Here is a 26179-nt window from a genome sequence, read left to right as displayed (position 1 = left end):
ATGGAACTGTTTTTAAACTACGCTCTTTATGTAATCGTCAGCATCGGGTTTCTGATCCCCTTTACCGGGTTTGTAGTCGGAGCCGGAGCGATCGTCAACGCGACTCTCGCGGGATTTGCGGTTAACTTCCTCTCTCAGATTTTAGAGGAAAACAAACTCAATGACTTTATTTCTCGAAACAAAGACAACAAACTCGGAAAAGCTCTTCAAGACGCGGTCTTAAAAGGCCAAGAAAAATTGAAAGGCGCACCCACTGCTCCTGCCGCTCACGCGGAAGAAAGCCACGGCGGACATCATATCATTTCCGTAAAAACGTATTCGCTCATTTTCGCTACTTTAATCTTCTTTACGTTCGTAACCGTTTGGGTTGCGGGGATCGACTTCGGAGCCATGAACGTAATCATCGCAATGGCGGTTGCAACCGCGAAAGCGTCTTTGGTTCTCGCTTACTTCATGCACCTTAAATACGATACGGTCATGAACCGAGTGATCTTCGGATCCGGTTTCTTTTTCCTTCTTCTTTTGTTCGGATTTTCCGCGGCGGATATCTTCACAAGATTCAAGGTATTGATCTCTTTCGCATTCTAAACAAATCGTAGTTATACGATGTTTTAAAAGCCGGTCTTCGACCGGCTTTTTTATTTTTAACGCGGACCTTTGTCGCTCTCATCCTCGCGGCCGCAAACAAACCTAAGATTCGTTCTTAAATACGGAATGTTTGTTCTTTTAAACCTTTAATTTCGATTTTCCCGAATTAAATTGACTCGCTTTTTTTATCGAAACGATTAATCTTTCCAATTCTTAGGAGCATTCATCGTATGAAGCAAAATCCGTTTCGCACATTTCGTATCGTATCCATCTTTATCGTTTTAGCGTTCGTTCTTCTCGCTTGTAAAAAGGAACACGCCTTAGATCCGAATGCGAAGATCGTTCAAATTTCTTCTCTCGGACTCGGACTCGACTATGAAGGTTGGACTTTTAACGATAACCCGAACTTGATCAATCAAGCGGAGCAAATCGCATCCGAGTCGGACAATTCGGGCGCGATCAAAAAGGCTTTAGAAGTGGCAGGAATCAATTTCTTTCTTTTCGAATATCCTCAAGGAAGTCCGGAAGCTTCCCAATTTAATACGAACGTAAATTATACGATGGAAGATCTTTCCAAACAGCCGAGAGAGATCAGCCTCGATGATTACGTTTCCGCGGTGACCGGTTTGTATCCGACCGTATTCCAAAAATATGAAATGATCAACCCGCCTAAAAAATCGAAAATCCACGGAATGGAATCCGTTCTTTTGGAAAGTAGATTCGAACAATCCATCGGCGGAAAAGGCGTGAAGATCCACAACTATCAAAGAGTATTTATCGTGGATAAAAAGGCTCACGTCTTTACGGGAACTTTTTTGGACAAGGACGCGCAAACCAAAGGACCGAAGGTTCTTGAAGTTTTAGGAAAGTTCGTTAAACTTTAAAACGGGAAAGAATTTTTTCTCGGAAGTCGGCGATGTCGCCGCGATCGAAGTTCGCGGCGCCGACACACGTTATGCGTCATTCTTTAAAAGGGATGCCCATTCCCTTGAGAATTGTTTTAGCTCGATTTTGAAATTCGATTTCCTCTTCGGGCGTAAATGGACCGAAAATTCCTTTTTTAAATCGATCTGCTAAGGCAATGTATTCCAAACAACCGGCCACGCTGAAAACGGGTTTGGCCTTACCTTCAAAAATTTTCAATTCTCCATTCTTCTGAATGACCATCGCGCCGGGTGGAATTTTTTTTCCTCCCCGGACCATACAACCGGCCATTACCATCGCGCCGTCTCCGATTTCCGCTTCGTCTAAAACGACCGTTCCGATTCCGATCAAACAACCGCGACCGATCTTACAACCGTGCAACATCGCGTTATGACCGACTAACGTGTATTCTCCGATCGTAATTCCTCGGCTCGAATCCGTATGAAGTGTGGAATTGTCCTGAATATTAACGCCCTCTCCCAAAACGATACGATTCATATCCGCACGAACCACGGCGCCCGGCCAAAGGGAAGAATATGCACCCATCTCCACGAGACCGATCGCGGTCGCTTGCGGATGAATGAATGCAGTTTCGTGAATATTCATAATTGATTATCTAAGAGCGAATCCGTTCTTTCCCGCCAAAGAAACGAGCTGATCGGAGATTTCCTTGATTCTTTCCTGAGTGAACGTCTTTTCGTAGTTCACCAATCGAAAACGATAACTCACGGATCTTTTTCCTTCGGGGACGTTTCCACCCGCAAACTGAGAATAAACCCAACCTTCCTGTAGCTCGGGAATATTTTCCTTTTTTACGAGATCGGTAAACGCGTTCGTATTTTCCTTTTCTCCGATCAAAATCGAAAGATCGATTTCCGCTTCGGGAAATTGAGAAGGAGGCACAAAACGGGAAACTTTTCGATTTGAATTCCAGAGTTCCACGAGCGATTCGAATTCGAAAGAACCGTAGACGGTCCGTTTCTTAAGTTCGAACACATCCAGAACCGCCGGATGAACATAACCTATGTTTCCGATCTTCTTAGAATTTACGATCAAGGACAAACTCGCACCCGGATGAAAGATCGTTTCGGGTTTCGCTTCCCAAGAATATTCAAAAATCTTAATGGAGTTTAAAAGCGATTCGATTTCCTTTCTTACTTTCAGAAAATCCTCTTCCAAAACCTTAAGGTCGGACTCAGAATTCTTCCGATCGAAGGAAACGGCAAAGGAAAGATATTTCTTTTCGTTTTCGGGCTCCGGAAGATTAAAATACGCGCGGCCGAATTCGAAAATCTTAATCTCCGAAAAACGATCCTGATTGGTGCGTACGTTTTTCAACAAAGAAGGCAAAAGAGAATTCCGAAGAACCGATTGTTCCTCCGGCATTTCGTTTTTGATCTTTACGGAAAGTTTCGGATCCCCGTCCAGTTCATTCTCCTTCAAGGATTGAAACGAATAATTGAAAACTTCGTGATAACCGAGACTTCCCGCGAAAAAGTTCTTACACTTTCTTTCCAATTCTCTGCTTAGATTTCGGATCGGAGTTTTGACTTCCGCAAGCAAGGGAGCCACTTGAATCGTATCGTAACCTCTGGTTCTTCCGATTTCTTCCACGAGATCTTCGGGAATCGTTACGTCGTAGTTGTGACGGAACTTAGGAACTAAAACTTCGAGATGATCGCCTTTCCAAGAGACGGTGAAGTGAAGCCTCTGAAGGATATCGGTGATATCTCCTTGAGACAACTGGACTCCCAACTTCGCATTAATAAAATGTATGTCGGTATGAATATGAACTTCTTTATGAGGCGCGTGTAAAAATCCTACCGGCTCGCCCGCTTTCAAAGAAGGACAACCGTTTTCTTTTAAAAGATTCAAAGCGCGACGAATGACCGGAAGAGTTGTGGTCGCTTCGAGTCCCTTTTCGTATCGAACCGAAGAATCGGAACGAATTCCCGTGGAACGAATGGACTTACGAACTCTTTCTCTTGCAAACACGGCGGATTCCATCACGAGTTCGGTCGTGGTATTCTGAACTGCGGATTCTTTTCCGCCCATTACACCGGCGATCGCAACGGGTTTTCCCTGATTGCGGATCAAAAGAATTTCTTCCTCCAGCGCGGGAGAAGTATCGTCCAAAAGAAGGAAACTTTCCCCCTTCTTCGCAAAGGAAACTTCGAGAGAAACTCCACCTTGACCTTCGAGAAATTTCTTATCAAAAAAATGAGTAGGCTGTCCCATTTCAAGCATCACATAATTGGAAACGTCGACGACGTTGTTGATGACTCGAATTCCGCATTTCTGCAAACGGGATTGAAATTTCCGCTTTGAAGGGAGAATGGAAATGTCCCGGATCGAAGAGGCATAGTAAGAATGTGCATTCTGATTTTCTAATACTTTCGGAAGTTCCACGGAAAGATCGAAATTCCAAAGCGAGTCGAACGGATTAAACTGGATCGGAAGTTTCAACTGGGAGGCAAGTTCTCGCGCAAAACCGAAATGATTCCAGAGATCGGGCCTATGTGTGATCGATTTATTATCAACATCGAATATTATATCATCGTAATATAACAACGCGCGGATCGTTTTTCCGATTTCGGCGCCCTCAAGTCCGTTTAAAATCCAGACCCCGTTGCTTTCTTCCGACAAGGAAAGTTCCTTTTCGGAGCAAAGCATTCCCGAACTTTTTACGCCCCTGAGTTCGGATTCGAGAATTTCCTTATCGCCGAGTTTCGCGCCGGGAATTGCAAGAGGAACCAAATCCCCCACTTTTACGTTGGTCGCGCCCGTTACGATTTGAGATTTGCCCGTCCCCGTGGAAACCTGCGCGATTTGAAGTTTATCCGCGGAAGGATGTTTTTCCAGAGATTCGATCTTAACGATTTTTACGAAATCCAACTCGGGACGAAACGGATCGGCGCCGTCAATCTCACAAACGGAGATCGCGATCTTCTTTAAAATCGCGTCCAGCCCCACCTCCTTCAAAGGTGTAAAATCGTTCATCCAGTCTAAGGAAAGTTTCACGTCGAGAACTCCGGTCCAATTACTAAGGTCCAGAAACCTCGATCAAAATCGGATGTCGAGCAGTAAAACGCCTCTCGGTTCAATCCGGAAGATATACTTGAAAGAGTTGAAAACGGTGTTGGATCGTTTTGCCGTTTCTCACCTTGCGGAGCTCACGATCAAAATCTTCCTTTACCTTTTGGATTTCGTTGCGGGTTCGGTTCATCGCCGATTTCTTTTCGGGTTTGCCTTCCCATTTAAAAGCGGCTTCCTGACGCATCAGTTTTTCCTCGAGTTGTCTCAAAGTGTTCTGATTGTTCGTTCTGATTTTAAATTCTTCCTTTTGAAAAAGATCGAGGGTTTGATCTCCGAGTTCTTTTTTTCTGGATTCCACGATTTCGTCCAAAGCGAGAAATGTTCGGATTAAATTCTCCTCCAAACGGGCGGGAAGTTCGACTTGCGAAGACGTCGAGGATTTTGAAACGGAATGAGATTCTCGGAGTTCTTCGGGAAGTTCTTCGATACGTTTTACGGTTCCGGTGCGCGGGTTCGTCTCGAAATAAAACAACTCCGTTCGATTGAGAGTGAACTGAAAGTCCACAAGAAAAACATAATATTCTTTATTGGAAACAGAATGAAACGAAGTGCTCCAGCCTTTTTGATTCTGGATCAGATACGAAACCGTTTTATCGATGAGAGGATGACCGAACGCCAAAAATTCCAAACTGTCGTTTTGAAGCGCGAGCTCCGAATCGAAGGTTCCGTATTTGCCCTTGTACTGGGGAGAATCGATTTCGTAAATCTGCGGCTTTGTTCGGATCAGTTTAAAACCCGCGTCTTCGGGAAAAATCCTGGTAAAACGAGAAACGAAATCCTCCAAGTGCGTATTGTTAAACGAACGCTCTTCGAGCGTATGACTGTAATAATCCTGAAGATTGAAGTCGATCAACTTCGGAGTTACCAGCGCGCCGAGTTTTTCAAAACCTTTCTTTGCGATTTTGATTCGATTGTCCATCTCCTCTTCCATTTCGATTTTGGATTTATTGCCCGTAACGAACTTCATAAAGGAAGAATTAAAATCCAACTCGTCTTCGATCGCGCCGAGAAGTTCGTCCGAAGACCCGATGGATTCTTCGAACAAACGGATCTTGTTGGTAAGAACTTCGAGAATTCTTTCCGCAACCGTATCCTTACTCGCAAAATTAAAGATAAAAACGTTATCCTTTTGACCGAACCTATGAATCCTTCCGATTCTTTGTTCGATCTTCAGCGGACTCCAAGGAAGATCGTAATTGAAAAGAACGTTCGCAAATTGAAGATTTCGTCCTTCGCCGCCCGCTTCGGTACAAATCAGAATTTCCGTTTTCGTTTTAAATTCCACGATCGCCCTTTCTTTGGCGTCCGCGCTCAAAGAACCGTGAAACAAAGTGACTTGAAAATCGGAAAGAACCCCGGCCAAAAAATCCTGGGTCGTTCTAAACTGAGTAAATATGATAAATTTTGAATGTCCTTCCTTTTGAAGTTTGAGAATCGTTTCCTTCAACTTGATGGACTTCTTGTCTTCTTTGATTTTTTTTCCGAGAAGAATCAATCGATTGAGCGACAAAAGTTCTCGTTTTAAACTCTGAAGATCGAGTTGAACCGATTCGTCCAAACCGGAAACGAATTCCTCCACGTCCTCGGTTTCGTCCAGATCCCATTCGTCCAAACTGGATTTCATTTGTTTAATATGATGGAAACGATTCTCCAAAAGAAACTTTCGTTTCGTAAGAGCGGATAAAAGCGCGAACACGGAAGAATCCAAAAGTTTCTGAAACACGATCATTACGAATCCGATCGCGCGGTTTTGGGTTCTCATCGCGAGATTATATTCTCTGCGAACGTAATTCGTGGTTTCTTCGTAAAACTCGCGTTCGACGGGAGAAAGTTCGATACGAACGGTTTTGGCGAATCGTTTCGTAAATCCGCCGACTTCGACCTTTCTTCTTCTTAAAAGAACCTTCGAAATCTTATCCTTGAGATCGGTTTTGTTCCCGAGAATATAATCGTTTACGAATGTATGATACGGACCCAAAATATTCGGATCGATCAAGTGCATGAGATAATAAAGTTCTTCGAGTTTTCCTCGGAACGGAGTCGCGGTCAAAAGAAGAAGACATTCGCATTTTTTGGAAATTTTTTCCGCGAACAAATACGCGCGCGTGATCTTATGATAATCCCTTCTGAGTCTGTGCGCCTCGTCGAAGATGACGATGTCCCATTTCGTTTTGAGAATTTCTTCCGCGTATTTCGGATTTTTAATAAAGTCTACGGACGTGATAACGTGCTGGAAGTTTCTCCAGTTCTTATCGCCTTCGGTGTGAAAATTCTTCCGTTTTACGATTTCAAAATCTTCGTTGAACTTATTCTTCAATTCCTGTTGCCACTGAACGAGCAAGGGAGAAGGCGCGACGATCAAAACCTTTTTGTAACCTCGGCGGAAAATCAGTTCCTTCATCACGAGCGCGGCTTCGATGGTTTTTCCCAAACCGACCTCGTCCGCCAAAATAAAACGAGGACGCAAACTGTTGACCACGATGTAAGTCGATTCGATCTGATGCGGAAGAAGTCTCGTTCTCGAGTTGGAAAGCGCCGAAAGTTTATCGAAAGCGTGCGTGAGTTTCAACTCGTAAGCGGTGAGGGAAAGTTCCATCAAACCGGCTTGTTCTCCCACGTTCCGCAAAGGAGAAGGATAACCCGGTAGAATTTTTAAATGCGGAGAATTTTCGGAAATCGTCTTCTTGGAAGAGGTGGCCGCAAACTCGATCGTAAACTTACCTTCGGCCGAGCTTACGATTTTTCCGATTCCCGATTCGGGAGAATTCGTCAGATAACAAAAATCTCCCCGAAAACCGGAGCGGGATTTGGACTCGAAATCGAGACTGAGTTGTACCGTATTTTCCAACTAAACGCCTCTCTGATCGCCCCAAATGTATTTATGCGTTTGTAAAGAAAGACGAAGGCCGCTTCCGAGAAACGACTTCATCCATTCCGCAAGAACTTCCGGGGACAATTCTCCTTGAACGGGAGAAGCCAAAAGATTTCCCGAAAGTTTATAAGTTTCGATTACTTCAATGCATCTTTCAAAATCGGTTCTGTCACGAATCACAAACTTAATCTCATCCAACACTTCGTTTCTTTGTTTATAGATTTCCAGATTCTTCAGATTCATTCTATCTTCCATACCCGAACCGGGAAGTTTATAATCCAACGTAAACACGAATCGATCCAAACCTTCGATCGATTCCGCTCCATTGGTTTCCACTCTCGGTCTCGGATATAAACCCGAAGAATTTCTAGTTCTGAAAATTTCGTTTCCTAAGGCGATACTAAAGTCTCGATTTTTTCCTTCGAGAGGTTCTCCACCCGTAAGAAGAATCTGCGTATTCACCGGACTCAGCTCTTGAATTTTATCCAAGACTTGATTCAGGTTCGATTCTTCCCCTGCGTTCGGAGACAAAGTATACGGAGTATCACACCATAACTTTCTTCCGACAGCCATTCCGCATCGAAGAGAACATCCCGCCATACGTACGAACACGGTCGGGATGCCCGTTGAAATTCCTTCTCCCGAAAGAGAAAGATAAATTTCATGTACGGAGGTTTTCAGATTGTCCATGGGTTCTTTCGAGTACAAGATTTTTCTTTAAACAAGCAAGGAGATCGTAAAAAAAATAAAAAGGTAAATTCCAGAATTTCCTACCTACCCTTTGCGGTCAACTCTCGGAGCTCCGAACGACTAGTTCTTTTGCTTGTCAATCCGGATGGAAAACGTTCCCTTTGTAATATAAAACAATTTGGGGCTCCCTTGATTCGTTATATACCGTCTTTTATTTTTGTTTATTTATTTTATCTTCCGTTTCGAATTTTGCCGTATCGTTTTTGTCTTTTATACGGAAGATTTCTCGTAATTCTTCTTTATCCACTCGCAAGAAGACATAGAAGAATCGCATATGAAAACATTTCGCACGCTTTTCCGGAATATACGGAAGCGCAGAAAAAAGAACTCGTTTGGAAAAGTATTCTTCATATCGGGAATCTTGTCGCAGGAACCTTATACGCTCCCCGTTTGAATCAAAAGTGGATGGATCGTTACCTTGTTTACGATCCCGAATCCTTGGCCATCGAAAAGAAAACGAACGAAGAAGGTGTCGGCGTAGTTTTGATTTCCGGTCACTTCGGCACTTGGGAAATTCTCGTTCAGTTTATGGGAATCCGCATGAAAGGCGGAGGGATTTATAAGAAAGTAAGAAACCCGTTCGTTGATAAACTGATTTATAAACTCAGAACAAAAAACGGAATCAAACTCGTTTCCACGGAAGAATCCAGCCAAGTAACCAAGATGTTAAAACAAGGTTATTGGGTCGGCTTCGGTTCCGATCAAAACGCAGGCAAGGTGGGAATTTTCGTAAACTTTTTCAACCGCCCTGCTTCGACGTATCAAGGTCCTGCTTTGATGGCCTATCTTACCGGAGCGAAGATGCTTTTGTATTCGGTTCTCTGCGGGGAGAATGGAAAGGTGATCGTTCGTGTAAAAGATTTGGGCTTTGTAGATAAGAAAGCGTTTCCGGATCGGGAAGCGGCCATCCGTCATTATACCGAGGTTTGGACAAGAGCCTTAGAAGAAGAAGTAAAGTTGTATCCCGAACAATACTTTTGGGTTCACAGAAGATGGAGAACCAAACCCGGAGATTTTCCGGGTCAGGTTTGAAACGATTTTAAGTAATCGTTTGTTTTTGTTACTCGAACCGCTTTATCTTTTTTTGACAGAAATCGATCGCAATCAAAGATGTTTTAACGTAACAAGAAAACGATCTCGATTATTTTTTCGGAAAGGTTTTCTTATACAGTTCTAAAGAATCCAATACGATTTTACGCGCCAGAGTCGCGTTTTGAAATTCTTCGATGACAACCGTTTTGTTTTCCAGTTTTTTATAATCCTCAAAGAAGTGTTTGAGTTCCAATGTGAAGTGCGGAGGAAGTTCGGAGATATCGTTGATATGATTGACCGACATATCGTTTGCCGCAACCGCGATGATCTTATCGTCTTCTTCGCCGGAATCCAACATTCTCATCACTCCGATCACCTTAGCTTTTACCAAACAAAGAGGTTCCAATTCCACTTGAGAAAGAACTAAAATATCGAGCGGATCGTGATCGCCGCAATAGGACTGGGGAATGAATCCGTAGTTTGCCGGATAATAAAAGGAAGAATATAAAACCCGATCGAGTTTTAAAATTCCGTATTCTTTATCGACTTCGTATTTCGCACGGCTTCCGCGTTTGATTTCGATTACGCCGTTTACGAATTCGGGGCTTTGTTCGCCCGGAGAAATATCATGCCAAGGGTGTACCATAACTGAAACCTATTTAACGAGCAGGCGGAAGGCAAGTGTAAAATACGATCGATTCAAAGGCCAATTTGACAGGAATGGCTCGGCGGATTTCTGTCGCTTTAGCAAAGTTGATACGTGGGAGATCCTACACCTAATTTTAAAAGGATAGTTCCCTATTTATGATTTAAAAATTTTATCAAATTTAATTATAAATCAGGAAAAACTTATCAATAAATTGTATCCGAAGGGTTATGTTAAAAGAGGCAAGCCCTATGCGTAAAACTATCCTTTTGATCTCGTTGTTTTTATTCTTTCGATGCTCTCAAGCAGATAAGATTCAATTTGATGCTTCCAAGGGCTTAGGAAGCGTGATTCAGATTGTGGCTACGGAAACGGTCAACGCTCCGGTAAACACGAATCAGCAAAGCGGCGGTTCCGGCGGAGGGAGCGGGAGTTCTTCTTTTAATTTCGGCGGGAATATTTCCGGGCTCGTAAGCGGAAGTATCACGCTTACGAACGGATCCTCGACCGTGACTTTGATTCCAACTTCGCCGGGAATTACGGGCGGCGCGGGAACATATCAATTCTCTTCTTCTTTGACAAGCAGTTCTTCTTATTCGGTTTCGATCACTTCTTTCCCCAATAATTTATCCTGTAATATCTTTAATTCTTCGGGAACGATTTCGTCAACCGTGGCCGACATCGACGTCTATTGTTATTCGGTTGTTTTGACTTCGAGTTTAACGGTTGTCGAAGGAACCACGAATTCTTCCAATAATCTTTCGATCGCCCTTTCTCACCCGCCTGGACCGAACCCTGCGTCCGGGGTTGCGGTCACGTATCCGAATTTTCCCACCAATCTAAGCGTGAATTCCGCGTTGCCGAGTACGATCACGACCACTGCGGTCAATCGTATCGTAAGCGCCACCAACGAAACGGGAACTCCCGATTTTGCAAATGAAAGCGAAGTGATCACCGCAAAAGTGGCCCAGTCGAGTGGAAGTGCGACTAACGTGTCAGTGACTTCCGATATTACGATCACGGACAACGACAAAAGAATGTATCTGGTTCATATCGCGAGCGGAACCGGAAGCGTCGGCGGGAAAACGGGTGCAGATACTCTTTGCACTTCTAATAAACCGGCTTATATCTCCGGTTCTGTGGGAGCGATGATCGGAACCTCGACGCGAAAACCGTTGCCGACTCCGAGTAGCGATTGGCCTTTGAAACCGCTTTATACTTATTATCGGGATAACACTACCACGATCATCGCGAACTCGAACAGCGGCGCGATTCTTCCTTTTTCCTGGAGCAATAAAGTAAATGCTGGGATTACCGGTTTTTCATGCCCGATTAGTAGCACCACTTGCGGTTATATTACGGGAATGGATAATACTTGGACCGTTCTGTTGAGTCAAAATTGTAGCAACTGGACGAGCGGACTTTCTTCCGTAGATGGAATGACCGGTTGGGCCGGAAGCATCGACTCGAACGCGCTCTCTTACTTTGCTTCCACCTGCGACGCGTTAGGTTCTTCCGCGAACATCATTTGTGTGGAACTTTGATCGATCTTAGTTCTTAGTTCTTAAACGAATATACTTTATCTTTAAGGTCGGACGTAGTTCCGACCTTTTTTCAAAAAGAATACCGAGATCGAAAAATTCTCCCTTAGGCTTTCGGTTTCCAACTCCAAGTAACGGCCAAAAGCGCAAGCGCGATCAAAGTGGAACCGATGATCAGATACAAGGATTGTTCCCATTGAAATCCGGGTTGTTTGCTGAGCCATCCCACCGATTTGGAAAGAGCCGTTCTTCCTAAATAACCGAAAAGTCCGATAAACCCGGCCGCAGTTCCGACCGCTTTCTTAGACGTGAAATCCAAACCGGCAACCCCTAACAACATCACAGGCGGATAAATAAAAAATCCGACGACTCCGAACAAGGTCAAATCCAACCAAAGATGACCGGGCGGCGTGAATAAAAGCGCAATCAATGCGGAAAGAATCGGGAGCATACATAAAAAGCTGACCATTCCCCTTTTTCCTCCGAGTTTATCCGATCCCCAACCGACAAGCAGAGTCGAACCGATTCCGGCGAATTCGTAGATGAGAGTACTGACCCCACCCTTTTCCAACGTCGCGCCTTTGGCAAATTTAAGATAGGTCGGCCCTATATCCGTCAGACTGTATCGAACGATATAAACGAAAAAATTGGCGAATGCAAAAGTCCATATATAATAATTCTTTAATACGGATCCAACGATGATTTCCCGAAAGGAAAGTTCCCTTTCCTGTTCCTGAGAGGAGATTCTAAGTTCCTTATCCGGATCTTCCTGATATTCTTCGATGGGAGGAAGTCCGACCGATTGAGGCGTGTCCAACAATCGAAAAACAAGATAAACGGCCGTAAGGATCGCGATCGAAGCGGGAATATAAAAAGCGTTTCTCCAACCCCACCAAGAAGCGCTGTACGCGGCGACAACTCCGACCAAACCGCCGCCGACGTTGTGAGCTATATTCCAAATTGCGAATTTAGATCCGCGTTCCGCAACGCCGAACCAATGTCCGAGAGAACGTCCGCAGGGCGGCCATCCCATTCCTTGAACGAGTCCGTTCAAAGCCCAAAGATAAAAATGAACGTCGTATTGACTGGATGCGCCGAAACAAAGATTACAGATCGCGGTTAAAATCAAACCTAAGGGCATAAAGTATTTCGGATTGCTTCGATCCGATAAAGCGCCCATCACAAACTTTCCGATTCCGTATGTGATCGCGGTCACCGCGAGAATATTCGTAATCTGTTCCTGACTATAATGAAGAGCCTCTCCCATTTCTTTGGAAACGACGGGAAAGTTATTCCGCACGAGATAAAACACAGCGTAACCGATAAAGGTCGCTTCTAAAATTCTCCATCGAAAACGAGGATAAAGACGATCGATCGTATCTTTGGGAAGTAAAGGTTTCGGTTTTGCGGGAAGGAATCGACTCAAAATTGAAATCATTAGGCCACAATCTTATGCATCCTGAGCCGCTTACAAGATCATTTTGGTCGGAATTCCGAACCGCCTCTCGTTAAATTTTTCGCGGGATGTCGGATTAAAAAAATGAAACGTTTTTGAGAGATCGAAGCGCGAAATAAAGTTCTGAACTTCTTTTCCTTTGAAAAAATTTGCAATCGACAACTAAGTACAAAGGGTTATAAAATAAAATGCGTTCGGAACTACCCTTGAAGGATAAAATACTTTCCCGAAATTGAAAAGATTAAATCGTCGAAAATTAAATACTCTTTTTCTCTGAAACAGGAAAGTATCATTTTATAACTTACGATATATGATTAAGAACCTGCCTATCTCAGCCCCGGCCCGGATTTCTTTTTTATACCTGTTGCTTGCTTCCGCTTGGATTTTTTTTTCCGATCAGTTTATTAGCTTATTATCTTTCGATCCTTTTATCTTAACTACCTTACAAACGTATAAGGGTTGGGCTTTCGTAATCACTACGACCGTTTTGTTATTCTTCATTCTCAATCGATATTTTTTACTTTTAAAAAAAGAATCGGAAGAACAAAAAATAGCCGAGACCGCGCTCATCGAATCCGAAAGAAGATTCAGAGTCACTCTTGAAAACATAAATCTCATCGGCTTGGGTTTGGACGCGGAGGCGACCATCACGTTCTGCAACGATTATCTTCTCAATTTAAGCGGATGGAAACGGGAAGAGATCATCGGCAAAAACTGGTTCGATTATTTTTTACTCGAACAGGAAAGGGATCAGGTCAAATCCATCTTCAAGGACGCGGTGATTTCCAAAACTCTTCCTCTTCACTATGAAAATTATCTGAAAACAAAAAGCGGTGAAAAGAGATTGGTTCAATGGGACAACACTCTTCTCCAAGATCCGGAAGGCAACGTGATCGGAACCATCAGCATCGGAACCGATATCACCGATCGTAAACGCGCCGAGTCGGATCGTCTCGAATTGGAAAGAAGACTTTTACACGCTCAGAAACTGGAAAGCCTCGGGGTTTTAGCGGGAGGAATCGCGCACGATTTCAACAACCTGCTCGGCGGAATTTTCGGTTATATCGATCTAGCCCGAGAAAAGTTGGACGAAGAAGATCCGATCGCGCCGTATCTCGATAAGGCGATTCAAGTTTTCAATCGAGCAAAGGATCTTACTCAACAACTTCTTACCTTTGCCAAAGGCGGAAAACCGATCCGTAAAACCGGCTCTTTGGCTCCTCTTTTAAACGATTGTGTTCTTTTTGCTTTGAGCGGTTCCAACGTTTCCTGTCATTTCGATATCGATCCGAATCTTTGTCTTTGCGATTTCGACGAAAATCAAATCCACCAAGTGATAGAAAATATCATCATCAATTCGATTCAATCCATGCCCTTGGGCGGAACGATTCAAGTCACGGCAAAGAACACATACTTGAGTAAGGACAACTCGAAACACTTAAAGGAAGGAGAATACGCTCTGATCTCCGTCAAGGACAGCGGGATCGGAATTCCGAAAGATTTAATTTCCAGAATCTTCGAACCTTTCTTTACCACAAAACAAAAAGGCACGGGCCTAGGGCTCGCGACCTCTTATTCCATCATTCAAAAACACGACGGAGGAATCGAAGTATTCTCCGAGCCGGGAGTGGGCAGCACGTTCAACATCTATCTTCCAATGTCCAAGAACAAGGTCGAAAACAATCAGACCAAAAACCCGTTGCGTCATCACGGACGCGGAAAAATTCTCATCATGGACGACGAAGAATTTATACTCGAAATTTTTTCGGATATGTTGGAAAGAATGGGTTACACGACCGCACACGCAAAAAACGGATCGGAAGCGATTCAACTTTTCAAACGAGCCAGAGACTCGGGTCAACCCTTCGACGTCTTGATTTTCGATCTTACGATTCCCGGCGGATTGGGCGGTGAAAAAACGATTTCCGAAATCAGAAAGATCGATTCCGATGTCATCGCGATCGCTTCGAGCGGCTATTCGGAAGATCCGATTATTTCTTCGCCGAAAGAATACGGGTTTCACGCAAGTTTAAGAAAACCGTTTCGCAAAAGCGATCTCTCCGAACTTTTAGAGAAAGTGATCGACGGAAGAAAAACTCTCAAACGCTGAATACGATTTATGATCGAACTGAATTCCGAACTCATTCAAAAGATGCGACTCAAGGAAGGCAACAGCCTGATCGTTCTCGACAACGAGAAAGAATATAAATTCTCTCCCATCGACGGCGTTCGTTTTACGAATCAAAGTTCGGAAGCGGACGGAATTCTTCTTTTTGCAAATTCGTCTTCTTCTTTAAAATCCGCGTTCTTAAAAATTCTCAAATCGATCGGAAGGGAAACCCTGCTTTGGATCGCTTATCCGAAAAAATCTTCGGGGATTAAAACGGATTTGGATCGGGATCACGGTTGGGATATCCTTTCCGAAAACGGATACGACGGAGTTTCTTTGATTTCTTTAAACGACACTTGGTCGGCGGCGCGTTTTAAAAAAGCGGACACGGTAAAAAAAGGCGGTTCAAAAGCCGAAAAACAAAAACGACCCGAACTTTCCAAATATATAAACTACGAAAAGAAAACGGTTCAACTTCCGGACGACGTCAAAAAATCCTTTTCTAAAAATAAGAATGCGAAAGAATCCTTCGAGGTCCTCGCTTGGTCGCACAAAAGAGAATATATCGAATCGATCTTGGAAGCGAAGTCTCCCGAAACGAGATCCAAGCGGATCCTAAAGATGGTCGAAACCTTGAGTTCCCCGAAAACTCCAGCCAAGAAAAAATCCGTAAAATGAGCGCTTCCGTAAGAACTTAAAAATACATTTAAAATTAAGAATATTCTGAATTTTTAAAATATTTACCAAGGATAAAAATCCAAAACCTGCTCTTCCGGAATTTCGTTTTGATCCGCGGGATGTAAGGCGATCCCATCGGAAAGAAGACCCGCTCGTATGTCCCCGCTTCCGTTAAACGACTTGGCCGCGATTCCGGTTTGTTCCTTTGTTTCCAAAAGAACCGGAAAATATTCCGGCAAAGAATTCTTCTTTTTACGCGTTCCAAAAAACGTATAACGTTGCGGTTTTGAAATTTCCATTCCGAGAAAAGAACGGAGATACGGATCCAAAAAGATTCTCGCGCAAACCTGAACGCTGAAAGGATTTCCTGGAAGACCAAAAACCGCGGTTTGTCCTTTTTTACCGAACCAAATCGGTTTGCCAGGTTTCAACTGAACCTTGTGAAATATTTCCTCAACTCCGAGTCGCTTTAACAAAGGAGGAACCAAGTCCATACTTCCCATGGAAACTCCGCCGGATAAAAGAAGAATATCCGATTGTAAACCTTGTCGCAAGGCATCCGCGATTTTTACTTCGTCGTCGGGAACCAATAACGCAGCTTCGGGTTGAATTTCATATTTTCTTAATATAGCGATCAGAGAATAAGAATTCGAATCCCGGATTTGATACGGATACGGCCTTGCGTCGACGGGAACGACCTCGTTTCCGGTCGAAATGATCGTAACCTTCGGCAATGAACTTACGGAAACACGATTCATTCCGAGGGATGCCAAAAGAGAAAGTTCGGACATTCCGATTTTTGTTCCCGCTTTGAGAACGGATTCTCCCTTTTTCAAATCTTCGCCTCGAGCCGCTATATTCAAAAAATGGAATACTTTGTTCGCGCTGAATCGAATTCGGACGGAATCTTCGTCCTTGGAAATTTCTTCGCTCTCCTCGATTTTAATCACCGCATCGAGTCCTTCGGGAACGACCGCTCCCGTCATGATCTTTACGATTTCTTCTCCGGGATCGAGAACGGATTCCGTTCCCGCGAAAATTTCCTTTTTGCACGTATAAACCTTGGATGAATCGTAGTCTTGACTGCGGATCGCATAACCGTCCATAGTCGATCGATGAAACGGCGGATAATCCCGATCCGCGGAAATATCTCTGCTCAAAATTCTTCCCAAACTTTCCTGGAGAGGAAGTATTTCCGTTTTCGCTTTGGAAACCTCGGAAAGAATTTTCGCAAGTGCCTCTTCGACGGAAATCAATGACCTTCTCCCCGCATCATTTTTTTTGCGTGAAAGATCGCGGGAAAGATCGCCTTTAAACTTTCTCTCGCGCCGTTGGAGCTTCCCGGAACGCAAACGATTAATGTTTTTTTAATTCTTCCCGCCAGAGAACGGGACAACATCGCATAAGGAGTTCTGTCCTGACCGAAAGAACGCATCGCTTCCGCAACTCCGGGAATCTCCTGATCCAAAAGTTCTTTTACCGTATCGGTCGTATTGTCGCGCGGCCCGAGCCCGGTCCCGCCCGTTGTGACGATCAAATCGATTCCCGATTCGACCCAGGAAAGAATTTTTTGACGAATCGTTCCGGGTTCGTCGGGAACGACCGAATAATCGGAAATTTCTACATTCGATTCTTTTAATATAGATTCTATCGTTTTGCCCGAACCGTCCTCTCTTTTTCCGGCAAAAGTCGAATCGGAACAAACGAGGATCGCGGCTTTGGAACCTTCCGCAAACTTGGAGAATTGAGTTTCGCTCTTTCCTCCTTTTTTTTCTAGAAGCCGTATGTCCGAAATTTCAAGTTGTTTGTCGATGGGTTTTAGAAGATCGTAGATGGTCAACGCGGCGACGCTCAAACCCGTGAGAACTTCCATTTCGATTCCGGTTTTACCGATGGACTTCGCGACTGCGTTGATCTTAACTCCGCGTTCTATGACTTCGAAAGTAAGATCGAAAAAATCTATGTTCACCGGATGACAGTGCGGAATCAGATCCGATGTTTTTTTGGAAGCAAGTAAGCCGCTCGCTTTTGCGATACCGAAAAGATCTCCTTTCGGTAAATTATTTTCGCGGATTCTTTTTACGGTTTCGGGAGTACAATATACAAACCCCTCAGCCGCCGCGGAACGAAGGCTGATTCTTTTTTCTGTGATGTCGATCATTCTTTTGTCCTAACGAACGTATAAGGACGATTGATGAGAGTTTTTAAAGAATCCATTTTTTGATAGTAGTCCACTTTATCTCCGATAATCAGAAGCGCTGAAGAACGAACCTCGTTGACTTCGACGACTTCGACGACTTGAACTATGTTTTCCAAATTTCCGGTGACCATTCTTTGATGAGCAAGAGTCGCGTTCTCTACGATTCCCACAAGACTTTCCGGATTTCCACTCTCTATCAGATCGTCCACAATCTCTTTCAGTGAATTCAAACCCATATATACTACTAGAGTTTTTCCTTCCCAGGAAAGATTTTTTAAACTATGGGAATTTTTTCCATTCTTTCCATAACCCGAAATGTAAAGAATCTCTATCGAATATTCCCGATATGTGAGAGAAAAACCGAGACTCGCGGCGGCTTCCGAGGCGGTCGTATTCCGGTCACGATCTCGCGTTCGAGTACGAAGTTCGCGATCGCCCGGTCCCACTCCGACCAAATAAACCTTTCCGTGTTTGGATTTATACGATCGACTCCGAAATTCCGATTTCTTTCGGAGTATTGAAATTGATAAACGAATTCGTAAAATCCGGATCGACAATCCAATGAGTTCGGCCGTTTTCCAAAGTCCGCAAAGGAGAATAAGCGGATTCTTGAATATTCCATTCTCTGAATATATCTTTTAAAAGTTCGGCTTTGTAGATCGCCGGGAAGGGTTCGGTTTTTCCGTCGATCTTCCAAGCATACGCCTGTTTTTCTGGAAATTGACGATAAACTTCGATTAGACGACTTAGAATCGAAGTTTCCAAAACCGGCATATCGCAGGCCAAAACCAGATAATCCGCGGTCGTATCCGAAAGATGCGCGGAAAGAATTCCTGAAATCGGTCCTCGGTTTTGATACAAATCCTCGACGAACTCGAAGGAAGAATCGATCGCCGAATAAAAAGGTCTTTGTTCCTTTCGAACGGAAATCAACGAACGTTCCACAAAAGGACTCAGAGTTTCCGTTCTGCGTTGAACCCAAGTTTTTCCGTCGGTTACTATAAGCCCCTTGTCGGTACCCATACGCGAAGAATATCCTCCGCAAAGTATCAATCCTATGGGCTTCTTGGAATTCATCCCTGAGTCTTCAAAGGCGTATAACGTTCATGTCCGGTCGCACCCGCGGCACAACCCGCACAATTCAAGGTCCACTCGGAGGTTCCGTCGCTGAAAAATTCTTTTTTCCAAATCGGAACCTCGTGTTTCACCCGATCGATGATGTATCGGTTCGATTCATACGCTTCCTTTCTATGGGAGGAAGTTGTGACGACACAAACGGAAGATTCTTCCGGATAAACGATTCCGGTTCTATGAACGCAGATCGCTTTTTTTAGATGAAAGATCGTTGTCGCTTCGCTTAATATTTGCGCGATCATCGGTTCGGCCATCGGCGCGTATGCTTCGTAAAAAAGATGAATGACTTTCTTTTTTTCGGCTCCGCCGCTGTCTCTCGGTTCTCCGCTAAATAGTACGATCGCTCCGCTCGAAGGATCGTGAGCTTGTGCGATTAAATAGGAAAGGTCTATGGCTTCTTCTTGAAGATACATCTTAACCTCCGCTCAAAGGAGGAAGGATCAAAACGATTTCTCCTTCTTCCACGATTCGATCCGCGCCGACCATTTTGTCTTGAACCGCCCAAAGCGATACGTCCAAGATTCCGCTTGTCGCAGGTTTTGATTTGCGCATTTCCTCAACGACGTCCAATACGCGGACGGGAGTTTCCAAATTGAGAATAAAGTCCGATTGGAAATGATCTTTTAAAATTCCGAATGTTTTTACGGTTACGTTCATCTTAACCTCCGATCGCCATCATCGTTAAATCGCTTCCTTTAAAACGAAGATCCTGTTTTTGTCGCAAAGCAAGAGTAAGAATCTGCTCCATGTCGATTCCCTGTTCCATCAACTTGGGAAGAGGAAATCCCGTGGAAGAACTCAAACATCCGTAGAGATTTCCCTTGCTATCCAAACGAAGCCTGTCGCAATCCCTGCAAAACGGAGCCGATTCGTTGGCGATGATTCCGAAAGAATTTCCGTCCTTCGTGTTCCAATAATTCGCAGTGGAAGATTCCTTACGAACCTGAGAAGTCAGACTTCCGTATTCGTTTTCGACTCGCTCTAAAATTTCCTTCTGAGTGAAGATCGGAACCGTATCCGAATTCTGAAGATAACCCATTCTCATCAGCTCCAAAAACCGAGGAACGATTCCCTTCTCCCAAGAATATTCAAGAATTGGAATAATCTGATCCTCGTTTTTTCCGCGAACGAGCGTGCAGTTGATTCTTACCTTTAAACCGGAGGAAATCGCGGCTTCGATTCCGCGTAACGTTTGTTTCAACGCGGAACGTCTGCTCATCGTTTTAAACGATTCCTGCGTCACTGCGTCCAAAGAAATATTGATCGAATCGAGTCCGGCCTCCTTGAGTTCTAAAACCTGTTTGGATAAAACAGAACCGTTGGTCGTGATCGATATTTCCGGGATGTTTAAATTCTTAAGTTCTTTAACGAGAATTTTTAAATCGGGATAAAGGGTCGGTTCGCCTCCCGTAAGACGAACCTTCTTAAGATCCAAGGTGGAATGAAGACCTTCGACCAATCGAACCCATTCTTCCGTTTTTAAAAGATCCATCCTTTTTAAACCGAACTCGGTCGATTCCCGATCCACGCAATAAGTGCAGGCGAAATTGCAACGATCCAGAAGGCTGATCCTAAGAGTTTTAAAACTCCTACCGAAACCGTCGCGTATCATAAACATACCTCGCGTTTTTCATTTCGCCACCTTGGAAGATTCTACGGCAACATAAACCAATCCGTCTTCGACCATCACGGGGAAGTACGGACGGAATAGGATTCTCGCAATAAAACCACGTCCCCGTATAAGGCGGCGATTGTCACAAGCATAGCACTCATCTTATTGTTGGAAATGAAAAATTGCGATTTGTTTATCCCCAATTTTAGCGTAGATTCCTCCATTCGGTGAGAATTCCGATACGAGGGGCGATTTCGATCCTCTACGGGCAAACCTGTAACGAAAAGCGCCTATAAAGAAAGACAAGAATACGGCGCGTACGCATTCGCACCGGTTATCGGTTATACGATAGTTCCGTTTCGTCCGAATTCAAAAGAACGAGTTTTTTACCTCAGGCTCAGTTCGATGACGGTTCATTTTAAAACGAACTCGAAAAAGAACTTTCAGAAAGTTGAATGTAGTTTGAGAAGACTGTATTCGGTTTTTTTATACTTGTATAAATGACTTCTTCTAAAATCGTAGTAAAAACAGACGTCTTATCAAACGAAGACGTACAATATCTCCTGATTCCAGCTCTTCCTCTCTTCGATCGGCTTTTTGATCTTCCGGATAGTTCATCTTGAAAATTCAAAGTATAGAGGTTCCCGGAATACGGGCGATTCATTGCTTTGAAAGGAACAAACATGAAAAAACTCAAGTTTAATGAACTAAACTTATCCACCGAGATCCAAAACGCGATCGCGGAAATGGGCTTTGAAGAAGCCTCTCCCATTCAATCGGAAGCGATTCCCGTCATCCTGAAAGGAAAAGACATCATCGGTCACGCGCAAACCGGAACGGGTAAAACCGCCGCGTTCGCCATTCCAACGATAGAACTTCTCGAAGTTGAAAGCAAACATCTACAAGCGCTGATCCTCTGTCCAACGCGCGAACTCGTGATTCAAGTCAGCGAACAATTCCGTAAACTGATGAAATACAAGGGAAACTTCGAAGTGGTTCCCGTTTACGGCGGACAGGAAATCGACAGACAATTAAGAGCGCTTCGTAAGAATCCTCAGATCGTAATCGCGACTCCGGGAAGAATGATGGACCACATGAGAAGAGGTTCCATCCGTCTCGAAGACATCAAGATCGTAATACTCGACGAAGCCGACGAAATGTTGGACATGGGTTTCAGAGAGGATATGGAATTCATTCTCAAAGACACACCGGCGGATCGTCAGACGATCATGTTCTCGGCGACGATGACCGACGACATTCTCACCTTGATGAAACGGTTTCAAAAAAATCCTCAAATCATCGACGTAACTCATCAAAAACTCAGCGCTCCTAAAATCGAACAGATCTATTACGAAATCCAGGAGAACGCGAAGGGAGAAGCTCTCGCGCGTTTGATCGAGTACAGAAACGTAAAACTCGCATTAGTTTTTTGTAATACGAAAGCCCAGGTCGACACGGTCGTGGAGCTTTTGAAATCGAGAGGATATTTCGCGGAAGCGCTTCACGGAGATCTCAATCAAAAACAAAGAGATAAGGTGATGAACGGATTTAGAAACGGAAGTATCGAAATCCTAGTGGCTACCGACGTTGCGGGAAGAGGAATCGACGTAAACAACGTGGAAGCGGTGTTCAACTACGATCTTCCGAGAGACGGAGAAGACTACGTTCACCGGATCGGAAGAACCGGAAGAGCCGGAAAAAAAGGAATCGCATTCTCCTTTATCGTCGGAAAACAAATTTACAACCTCAAAAAGATCGAACGTATCAACGGAATCAAAATCGAACTCGGAAAAATCCCAACGTTAGATGATCTCGAAGAAACTAAAATTCATTCTTATACCGAGAAAGTAAGATCCATCGTAGACGCGGGTCATATCGGAAACTACGTTAACCAAGTTGAAAAACTGATGGGTGACGATTATACCGCTCTTGATATCGCGGCGGCTTTGTTTAAGATGACGATTCTGAAAGACAGCGTCACCTTCGACGATTCCGTTAAGTTCGAATCCGATTTTAAATACGATGATAGAAATCCTTCCAAAAAGAAATCCGGGGGCGGTGGAAGATACAGAGATCGTAACTTCGGAAGATCCGGAGGCGGCGGCGGTTCAAGATCCAAGGCCAATTCGGGCGGCGGATCGGGTTCTCATTCGGGCGGCGGCGCTCGTTCGCACGGAGGATCTCAAGGCGGCTCGGGTTCCAAATTCTCCAAAGGGGATAAAAAAACCGGCGGAGCTTCTTCCTTCAAAAAAAAGAAGAAGTAAGAACGTTTTCTGCCGAAAATTGAAACAGGACCATCCCTTCGATAGGATCGGATGGTCGTGTTTTTATGATCTCCGATATCATTCCTCCTTTTAAACGAATCCTTCTTATCCTTCTCATTCTATCGTTGGGATCGATTTCGTCTTTGTTCGCACAAGAACAGGAAGACGCTTCCCTCAACTTAAGAATGGTTCCGTTTTGGAAAGGAGAAGTCGAAGCCGTTTATAGAGGAAAAGGAAAAGTAAAAATTCGAATCCGAAGAGGTTCTATTTTTTACGGAAAAGAAGAAGAGGCAATCAAAGCCATTCTCGAGAGAAAATCTCAGTACGCGGTTTTACAATCGAATCCCGAAAAGGAAATCGGTTCTTTTTCCATCCGACAAATCTCCGTCGCTTATCAATCCAACCCGAAAGGAAAAAAGGCTTCCGAAATCGAACTCTTCGGAACGTTTAGCGCGAACACCGGAGTTCCTGAAAGTCTTTTAACGGCGGGAACGTTTATCCAAGACTACAAACAGGAAGTCGCCTACGTCGAACCGGGCGCATTCTTCACCGAAGATAGAAGAAGAACCAGACCCGCAAAACAACTCAGACATCCTAGAGACGGAAAGGAAATGGTTCTCGTTTCGGGCGGATACGAACAAAACGGAGAATTGTTCTACGAGTCCATGGGATTTTTTCTGCACGGACAAGGAAACGAACCTTCCGAAGACAGCTACAATCCGTTCTACTTCAAGCCGGAACGGGGAAACCTTCAGGACATTTCCTCGTTTTACATAGACAAATACGAAGTTACAAATCAAGAATATTCTAAATTTCTAAAGGAGACGAACACTCCTCCGCCTCCACATTGGAAGCAGGGAGTTTTTCCCTCGGGTAAAGAACATCATCCCGTAAACGGTATCACTTATAGAGAAGCCGAGGCTTATGCGCGTTGGTCCGGGAAACGACTTCCCACGGAAATGGAATGGGAAAAGGCCGCGCGCGGAACCGGGATGACATGGATGATCAATCGGGACGAATCGTATTCTTTCTTTCCAAGTCCGTTGGAATATCCGTTCGGAAACGATTTCGATTCTTCTCTTTGCAACACGTTGGAAAGTAAAAAATCCGATACGATCTCCGTGTACGAACTCGCAAAAAAATCTTCCAGTCCTTACGGTGCGATCGGAATGTGCGGCAACGTCGCGGAATGGACGAGTTCGGATTATCTTCCGTATCGAGGACATTCTTTAAAACGAAACGCATTCGGAAAAATGCATAAAGTCATTCGAGGCGGTTCTTATTCTTCCACAAAAGAAGAATCGACCACTTACTTCAGGTCCTTCGGTGGAATTCCTAATTTAAAAACGGATCGAAGAGCGGGCATTCGTCTCGTTTGGGATTTGCCCGGAAAGTAAGAATTGTCGTTCTTACGACGATCTTGTCGTGAAAACGAAACGGCCCCCGCCCGAGTTTGGGTGGAGGTGGCGGGCTTTGTGGGAAAAATTCGGAAAAATTTCCATAGCACAAAACGAACTTTATTGCAAGATAAATTATTAGCTGTCGTTCTTCCGACAAACGATCAAGTCACTCTGGCCCTTCTCAAAAGTTGATCCAAAAGAGAAGGTGAGAATCTGCTGATCCAATACGCGAACATTTCCCGAAACTGAGACGGATAAACGTCCCTCTTCTTTGATTCGATCGCTTTCAAAATAATCGCGGCTACTTTTTCGACGGCCATTCCATTCTTAATTCCCTCGTCCATAATCCCGTATGCGGAACCGTCGCCCGACAAAGCCTTTACGGAAATATCGGTCTTCACATAACCGGGAGAAACTGTCATAACGTGCATTCCGCTTTCGTAGGTTTCCAATCGAACGCTGTCCATAAAGGCTTGAACCGCGTGTTTGCTCGCGGCGTAACCGGAACGATATTGAGTCGCGAACTTTCCCTGCAAGGATGAGACCGCGATAAAATGTCCTTGGTTTTGTCTGAGCTCCGATTCCAAAAGACGGAACAGATGAACCAAAGGATAAAAGTTTATGTTCATTAGACTTTCGTAAACTTTAAAGTCCGTCTCTTTTGCAAGGCCGCGCATACTGATTCCCGCGCTGTGAATCAGTCCGTCGATCCGTCTTACTTTTTTTCTAAATTCTTCCGTGATCTTTTTGATTTGGGAAGAATCCGAAACGTCTCCCGGAAGAGAAATCACCTTGTCCGGAAACGAAGCTTCGTTTTTTAATTCCTTCAACAATTCTTTTCTTCGAGCGACCGCGCCGACTACCGCGCCGTTTCGATTGAGTTCCAAAACGAGAGCCTTTCCGATCCCGGAACTGGCGCCGGTAACCAAAAACGATTTTTCCAAAAAGAAGGATGTGATCATAAAACCCGATCGAAGATATCAGAAAGACGCGAAAAAGCAAATGAAAATAGAGGGAAAAATCCTTTAGAGAATCCGAACCGATAAAAAGATGATCCTATCGAACGCAACAAAAGCGAGATGAGGTTGGAATGAGTAGCGCTCTACAGGAACTTAAGGAGAGAATCCGTTTTAGAAACACGGACTTTCAAAGAAATTACGAAAGCAGATACTATTGGTTTCCGGAAGAATCTCCTCCGTTTTGTGTCATCGAAGTGAATCAATACGATCCCTATCACGACATGACCTTGTATCTCGAAGTCGATCTTACGACGATGAAAATCGCGAAATCGGCGGTGGAAGAAAAAAGGGTTCCGTACGAAACTTGTCCCGCCGCGGTGAAAACATACGATTACTTGGTCGGAGAGGAAATGTCCTACGCGAAACTGATGAATCGTTTTCCGGCCGACAAAACGTTAGGCTGTCTTCATATCAACGAGCTGATCCAAAACGCAGCGATGAATTTTCATTCCGCATACGCGTTTTATCTCAAGGAAAGAAATTTCCCGGCGCAATACGACGAATATAAAATGTATGAAGGCGATCTTCCGGCCCGAGAAAGAAGGGAAATCGGAAGACATTGGTGGATGAAGGATCGAGGAGTGAAAAATTCCTGTTATTCTTTTTCGACACGTCACGAAAAACCGGACCTAAAAGAACAGGTGAAACATCTTGACAGCATCACCGCAATGATGGTAAAAGAATTCAAGAAATCGAGAAGGGAAGAATCGTAACACGCGATAACCCGACTTGAAATCGACTTCAAGCCCGCTTAGCTCAGGGGTAGAGCATTTCCCTCGTAATGAAAAGGTCGCCGGTTCAATTCCGGCAGCGGGCTTTCGCTAAATCTCTTGCCCTTTCGCTTTCGATATTCACTC

At 44.3% G+C, this 26179-nt stretch carries 23 protein-coding genes and 1 tRNA gene; 10 read left to right on the top strand and 14 right to left on the bottom strand.

Annotated elements, in window-relative coordinates; genetic code table 11:
• Complete coding sequence (locus tag LEP1GSC052_RS18020; protein ID WP_010572862.1) at nt 1–588, top strand: cytochrome C oxidase subunit IV family protein; 588 nt, start codon at nt 1–3, stop codon at nt 586–588.
• Between the two features lie 230 nt (nt 589–818).
• Nucleotides 819–1472 (top strand): LIC_13215 family putative lipoprotein, encoded by a 654-nt coding sequence (locus tag LEP1GSC052_RS18015; protein ID WP_010572863.1) that lies wholly within the window; start codon nt 819–821, stop codon nt 1470–1472.
• Nucleotides 1473–1548: 76 nt separating this feature from the next.
• Here LEP1GSC052_RS18015 and LEP1GSC052_RS18010 read toward each other — a convergent pair whose 3' ends face one another.
• The 4 genes from LEP1GSC052_RS18010 to LEP1GSC052_RS17995 all read right to left on the bottom strand — a co-directional run bounded on the left by LEP1GSC052_RS18010 (nt 1549) and on the right by LEP1GSC052_RS17995 (nt 8170).
• Nucleotides 1549–2118: a gamma carbonic anhydrase family protein gene (locus LEP1GSC052_RS18010; protein WP_010572864.1), complete on the bottom strand. Its 570-nt coding sequence runs from the start codon at nt 2116–2118 to the stop codon at nt 1549–1551.
• A gap of 6 nt (nt 2119–2124) precedes the next feature.
• Nucleotides 2125–4533 (bottom strand): phenylalanine--tRNA ligase subunit beta, encoded by a 2409-nt coding sequence (gene pheT, locus LEP1GSC052_RS18005; RefSeq protein WP_010572865.1) that lies wholly within the window; start codon nt 4531–4533, stop codon nt 2125–2127.
• A 79-nt stretch (nt 4534–4612) separates the two neighbouring features.
• Complete coding sequence (locus LEP1GSC052_RS18000) at nt 4613–7456, bottom strand: DEAD/DEAH box helicase (protein WP_010572866.1); 2844 nt, start codon at nt 7454–7456, stop codon at nt 4613–4615.
• Nucleotides 7457–8170, bottom strand: coding sequence for a 7-carboxy-7-deazaguanine synthase QueE (locus LEP1GSC052_RS17995; RefSeq protein WP_010572867.1), 714 nt, complete (start codon nt 8168–8170; stop codon nt 7457–7459).
• 189 nt (nt 8171–8359) lie between these two features.
• Here LEP1GSC052_RS17995 and LEP1GSC052_RS17990 point away from each other — a divergent pair, with 189 nt between their 5' ends.
• Nucleotides 8360–9262: a lysophospholipid acyltransferase family protein gene (locus tag LEP1GSC052_RS17990; protein ID WP_040913685.1), complete on the top strand. Its 903-nt coding sequence runs from the start codon at nt 8360–8362 to the stop codon at nt 9260–9262.
• A 109-nt stretch (nt 9263–9371) separates the two neighbouring features.
• Here LEP1GSC052_RS17990 and LEP1GSC052_RS17985 read toward each other — a convergent pair whose 3' ends face one another.
• Entirely contained in the window at nt 9372–9908 is a 537-nt protein-coding gene (locus LEP1GSC052_RS17985) for an inorganic diphosphatase (RefSeq protein ID WP_010572869.1), read from the bottom strand.
• 251 nt (nt 9909–10159) lie between these two features.
• On the opposite strand from LEP1GSC052_RS17985, the gene LEP1GSC052_RS17980 reads away from it, so the two are divergent.
• Nucleotides 10160–11452, top strand: coding sequence for a DUF1554 domain-containing protein (locus tag LEP1GSC052_RS17980; RefSeq protein ID WP_010572870.1), 1293 nt, complete (start codon nt 10160–10162; stop codon nt 11450–11452).
• Nucleotides 11453–11555: 103 nt separating this feature from the next.
• Here LEP1GSC052_RS17980 and LEP1GSC052_RS17975 read toward each other — a convergent pair whose 3' ends face one another.
• Nucleotides 11556–12887 carry an MFS transporter gene (locus LEP1GSC052_RS17975; RefSeq protein WP_010572871.1) on the bottom strand — a complete coding sequence of 444 codons (1332 nt, stop codon included), beginning with the start codon at nt 12885–12887 and terminating at the stop codon, nt 11556–11558.
• A 328-nt stretch (nt 12888–13215) separates the two neighbouring features.
• On the opposite strand from LEP1GSC052_RS17975, the gene LEP1GSC052_RS17970 reads away from it, so the two are divergent.
• Both LEP1GSC052_RS17970 and LEP1GSC052_RS17965 read left to right on the top strand, forming a co-directional pair.
• A complete protein-coding gene (locus LEP1GSC052_RS17970) occupies nt 13216–15015 on the top strand; it encodes a hybrid sensor histidine kinase/response regulator (RefSeq protein WP_084492250.1) in 1800 nt (599 codons plus the stop codon).
• 9 nt (nt 15016–15024) lie between these two features.
• Nucleotides 15025–15693 carry a YdeI/OmpD-associated family protein gene (locus tag LEP1GSC052_RS17965; protein ID WP_010572873.1) on the top strand — a complete coding sequence of 223 codons (669 nt, stop codon included), beginning with the start codon at nt 15025–15027 and terminating at the stop codon, nt 15691–15693.
• Between the two features lie 62 nt (nt 15694–15755).
• Here LEP1GSC052_RS17965 and LEP1GSC052_RS17960 read toward each other — a convergent pair whose 3' ends face one another.
• The 7 genes from LEP1GSC052_RS17960 to LEP1GSC052_RS17930 are packed head-to-tail and all read right to left on the bottom strand — an operon-like array spanning nt 15756 to nt 20645.
• A complete protein-coding gene (locus LEP1GSC052_RS17960) occupies nt 15756–16949 on the bottom strand; it encodes a molybdopterin molybdotransferase MoeA (protein WP_010572874.1) in 1194 nt (397 codons plus the stop codon).
• The gene (gene moaCB / locus LEP1GSC052_RS17955; RefSeq protein WP_010572875.1) at nt 16946–17854 is read right to left on the bottom strand and encodes a bifunctional molybdenum cofactor biosynthesis protein MoaC/MoaB; all 909 of its coding nucleotides are present in this window, start codon (nt 17852–17854) and stop codon (nt 16946–16948) included. Before moaCB ends, LEP1GSC052_RS17960 begins: the two co-directional genes overlap by 4 nt.
• A complete protein-coding gene (locus LEP1GSC052_RS17950) occupies nt 17851–18339 on the bottom strand; it encodes an SAM-dependent methyltransferase (protein ID WP_244265299.1) in 489 nt (162 codons plus the stop codon). The genes moaCB and LEP1GSC052_RS17950 overlap by 4 nt, the downstream gene beginning before the upstream one ends.
• A 31-nt stretch (nt 18340–18370) precedes the next feature.
• The gene (gene mobA, locus LEP1GSC052_RS17945; RefSeq protein WP_010572877.1) at nt 18371–18970 is read right to left on the bottom strand and encodes a molybdenum cofactor guanylyltransferase; all 600 of its coding nucleotides are present in this window, start codon (nt 18968–18970) and stop codon (nt 18371–18373) included.
• Nucleotides 18967–19440: a molybdenum cofactor biosynthesis protein MoaE gene (locus LEP1GSC052_RS17940; protein ID WP_010572878.1), complete on the bottom strand. Its 474-nt coding sequence runs from the start codon at nt 19438–19440 to the stop codon at nt 18967–18969. Before LEP1GSC052_RS17940 ends, mobA begins: the two co-directional genes overlap by 4 nt.
• 1 nt (nt 19441) lies before the next feature.
• Nucleotides 19442–19684: a MoaD/ThiS family protein gene (locus tag LEP1GSC052_RS17935; RefSeq protein ID WP_010572879.1), complete on the bottom strand. Its 243-nt coding sequence runs from the start codon at nt 19682–19684 to the stop codon at nt 19442–19444.
• A gap of 1 nt (nt 19685) precedes the next feature.
• Nucleotides 19686–20645 (bottom strand): GTP 3',8-cyclase MoaA, encoded by a 960-nt coding sequence (locus tag LEP1GSC052_RS17930; protein WP_010572880.1) that lies wholly within the window; start codon nt 20643–20645, stop codon nt 19686–19688.
• A gap of 677 nt (nt 20646–21322) precedes the next feature.
• Between LEP1GSC052_RS17930 and LEP1GSC052_RS17920 the strand changes: the two genes are divergently transcribed.
• Both LEP1GSC052_RS17920 and LEP1GSC052_RS17915 read left to right on the top strand, forming a co-directional pair.
• Entirely contained in the window at nt 21323–22903 is a 1581-nt protein-coding gene (locus LEP1GSC052_RS17920) for a DEAD/DEAH box helicase (RefSeq protein ID WP_020986480.1), read from the top strand.
• Nucleotides 22904–22968: 65 nt separating this feature from the next.
• Nucleotides 22969–24300: a formylglycine-generating enzyme family protein gene (locus LEP1GSC052_RS17915; RefSeq protein ID WP_010572882.1), complete on the top strand. Its 1332-nt coding sequence runs from the start codon at nt 22969–22971 to the stop codon at nt 24298–24300.
• 164 nt (nt 24301–24464) lie between these two features.
• Here LEP1GSC052_RS17915 and LEP1GSC052_RS17910 read toward each other — a convergent pair whose 3' ends face one another.
• Nucleotides 24465–25265, bottom strand: a complete 801-nt coding sequence (locus LEP1GSC052_RS17910; protein WP_020986212.1) for an SDR family oxidoreductase — start codon at nt 25263–25265, stop codon at nt 24465–24467.
• 128 nt (nt 25266–25393) lie between these two features.
• On the opposite strand from LEP1GSC052_RS17910, the gene LEP1GSC052_RS17905 reads away from it, so the two are divergent.
• Together LEP1GSC052_RS17905 and LEP1GSC052_RS17900 are read left to right on the top strand one after the other, a co-directional pair.
• Entirely contained in the window at nt 25394–26035 is a 642-nt protein-coding gene (locus LEP1GSC052_RS17905; RefSeq protein ID WP_010572884.1) for a DUF2889 domain-containing protein, read from the top strand.
• Nucleotides 26036–26067: 32 nt separating this feature from the next.
• Nucleotides 26068–26139 (top strand) — tRNA-Thr (locus tag LEP1GSC052_RS17900).
• The last annotated feature ends 40 nt before the right edge of the window (nt 26140–26179 follow it).

Source organism: Leptospira kmetyi serovar Malaysia str. Bejo-Iso9 (genome assembly GCF_000243735.2).
GTDB lineage: Bacteria > Spirochaetota > Leptospiria > Leptospirales > Leptospiraceae > Leptospira > Leptospira kmetyi.
The sequence above is the reverse complement of the archived record's forward strand: the minus strand, read 5'-3'. Positions and strand labels throughout refer to the sequence as shown.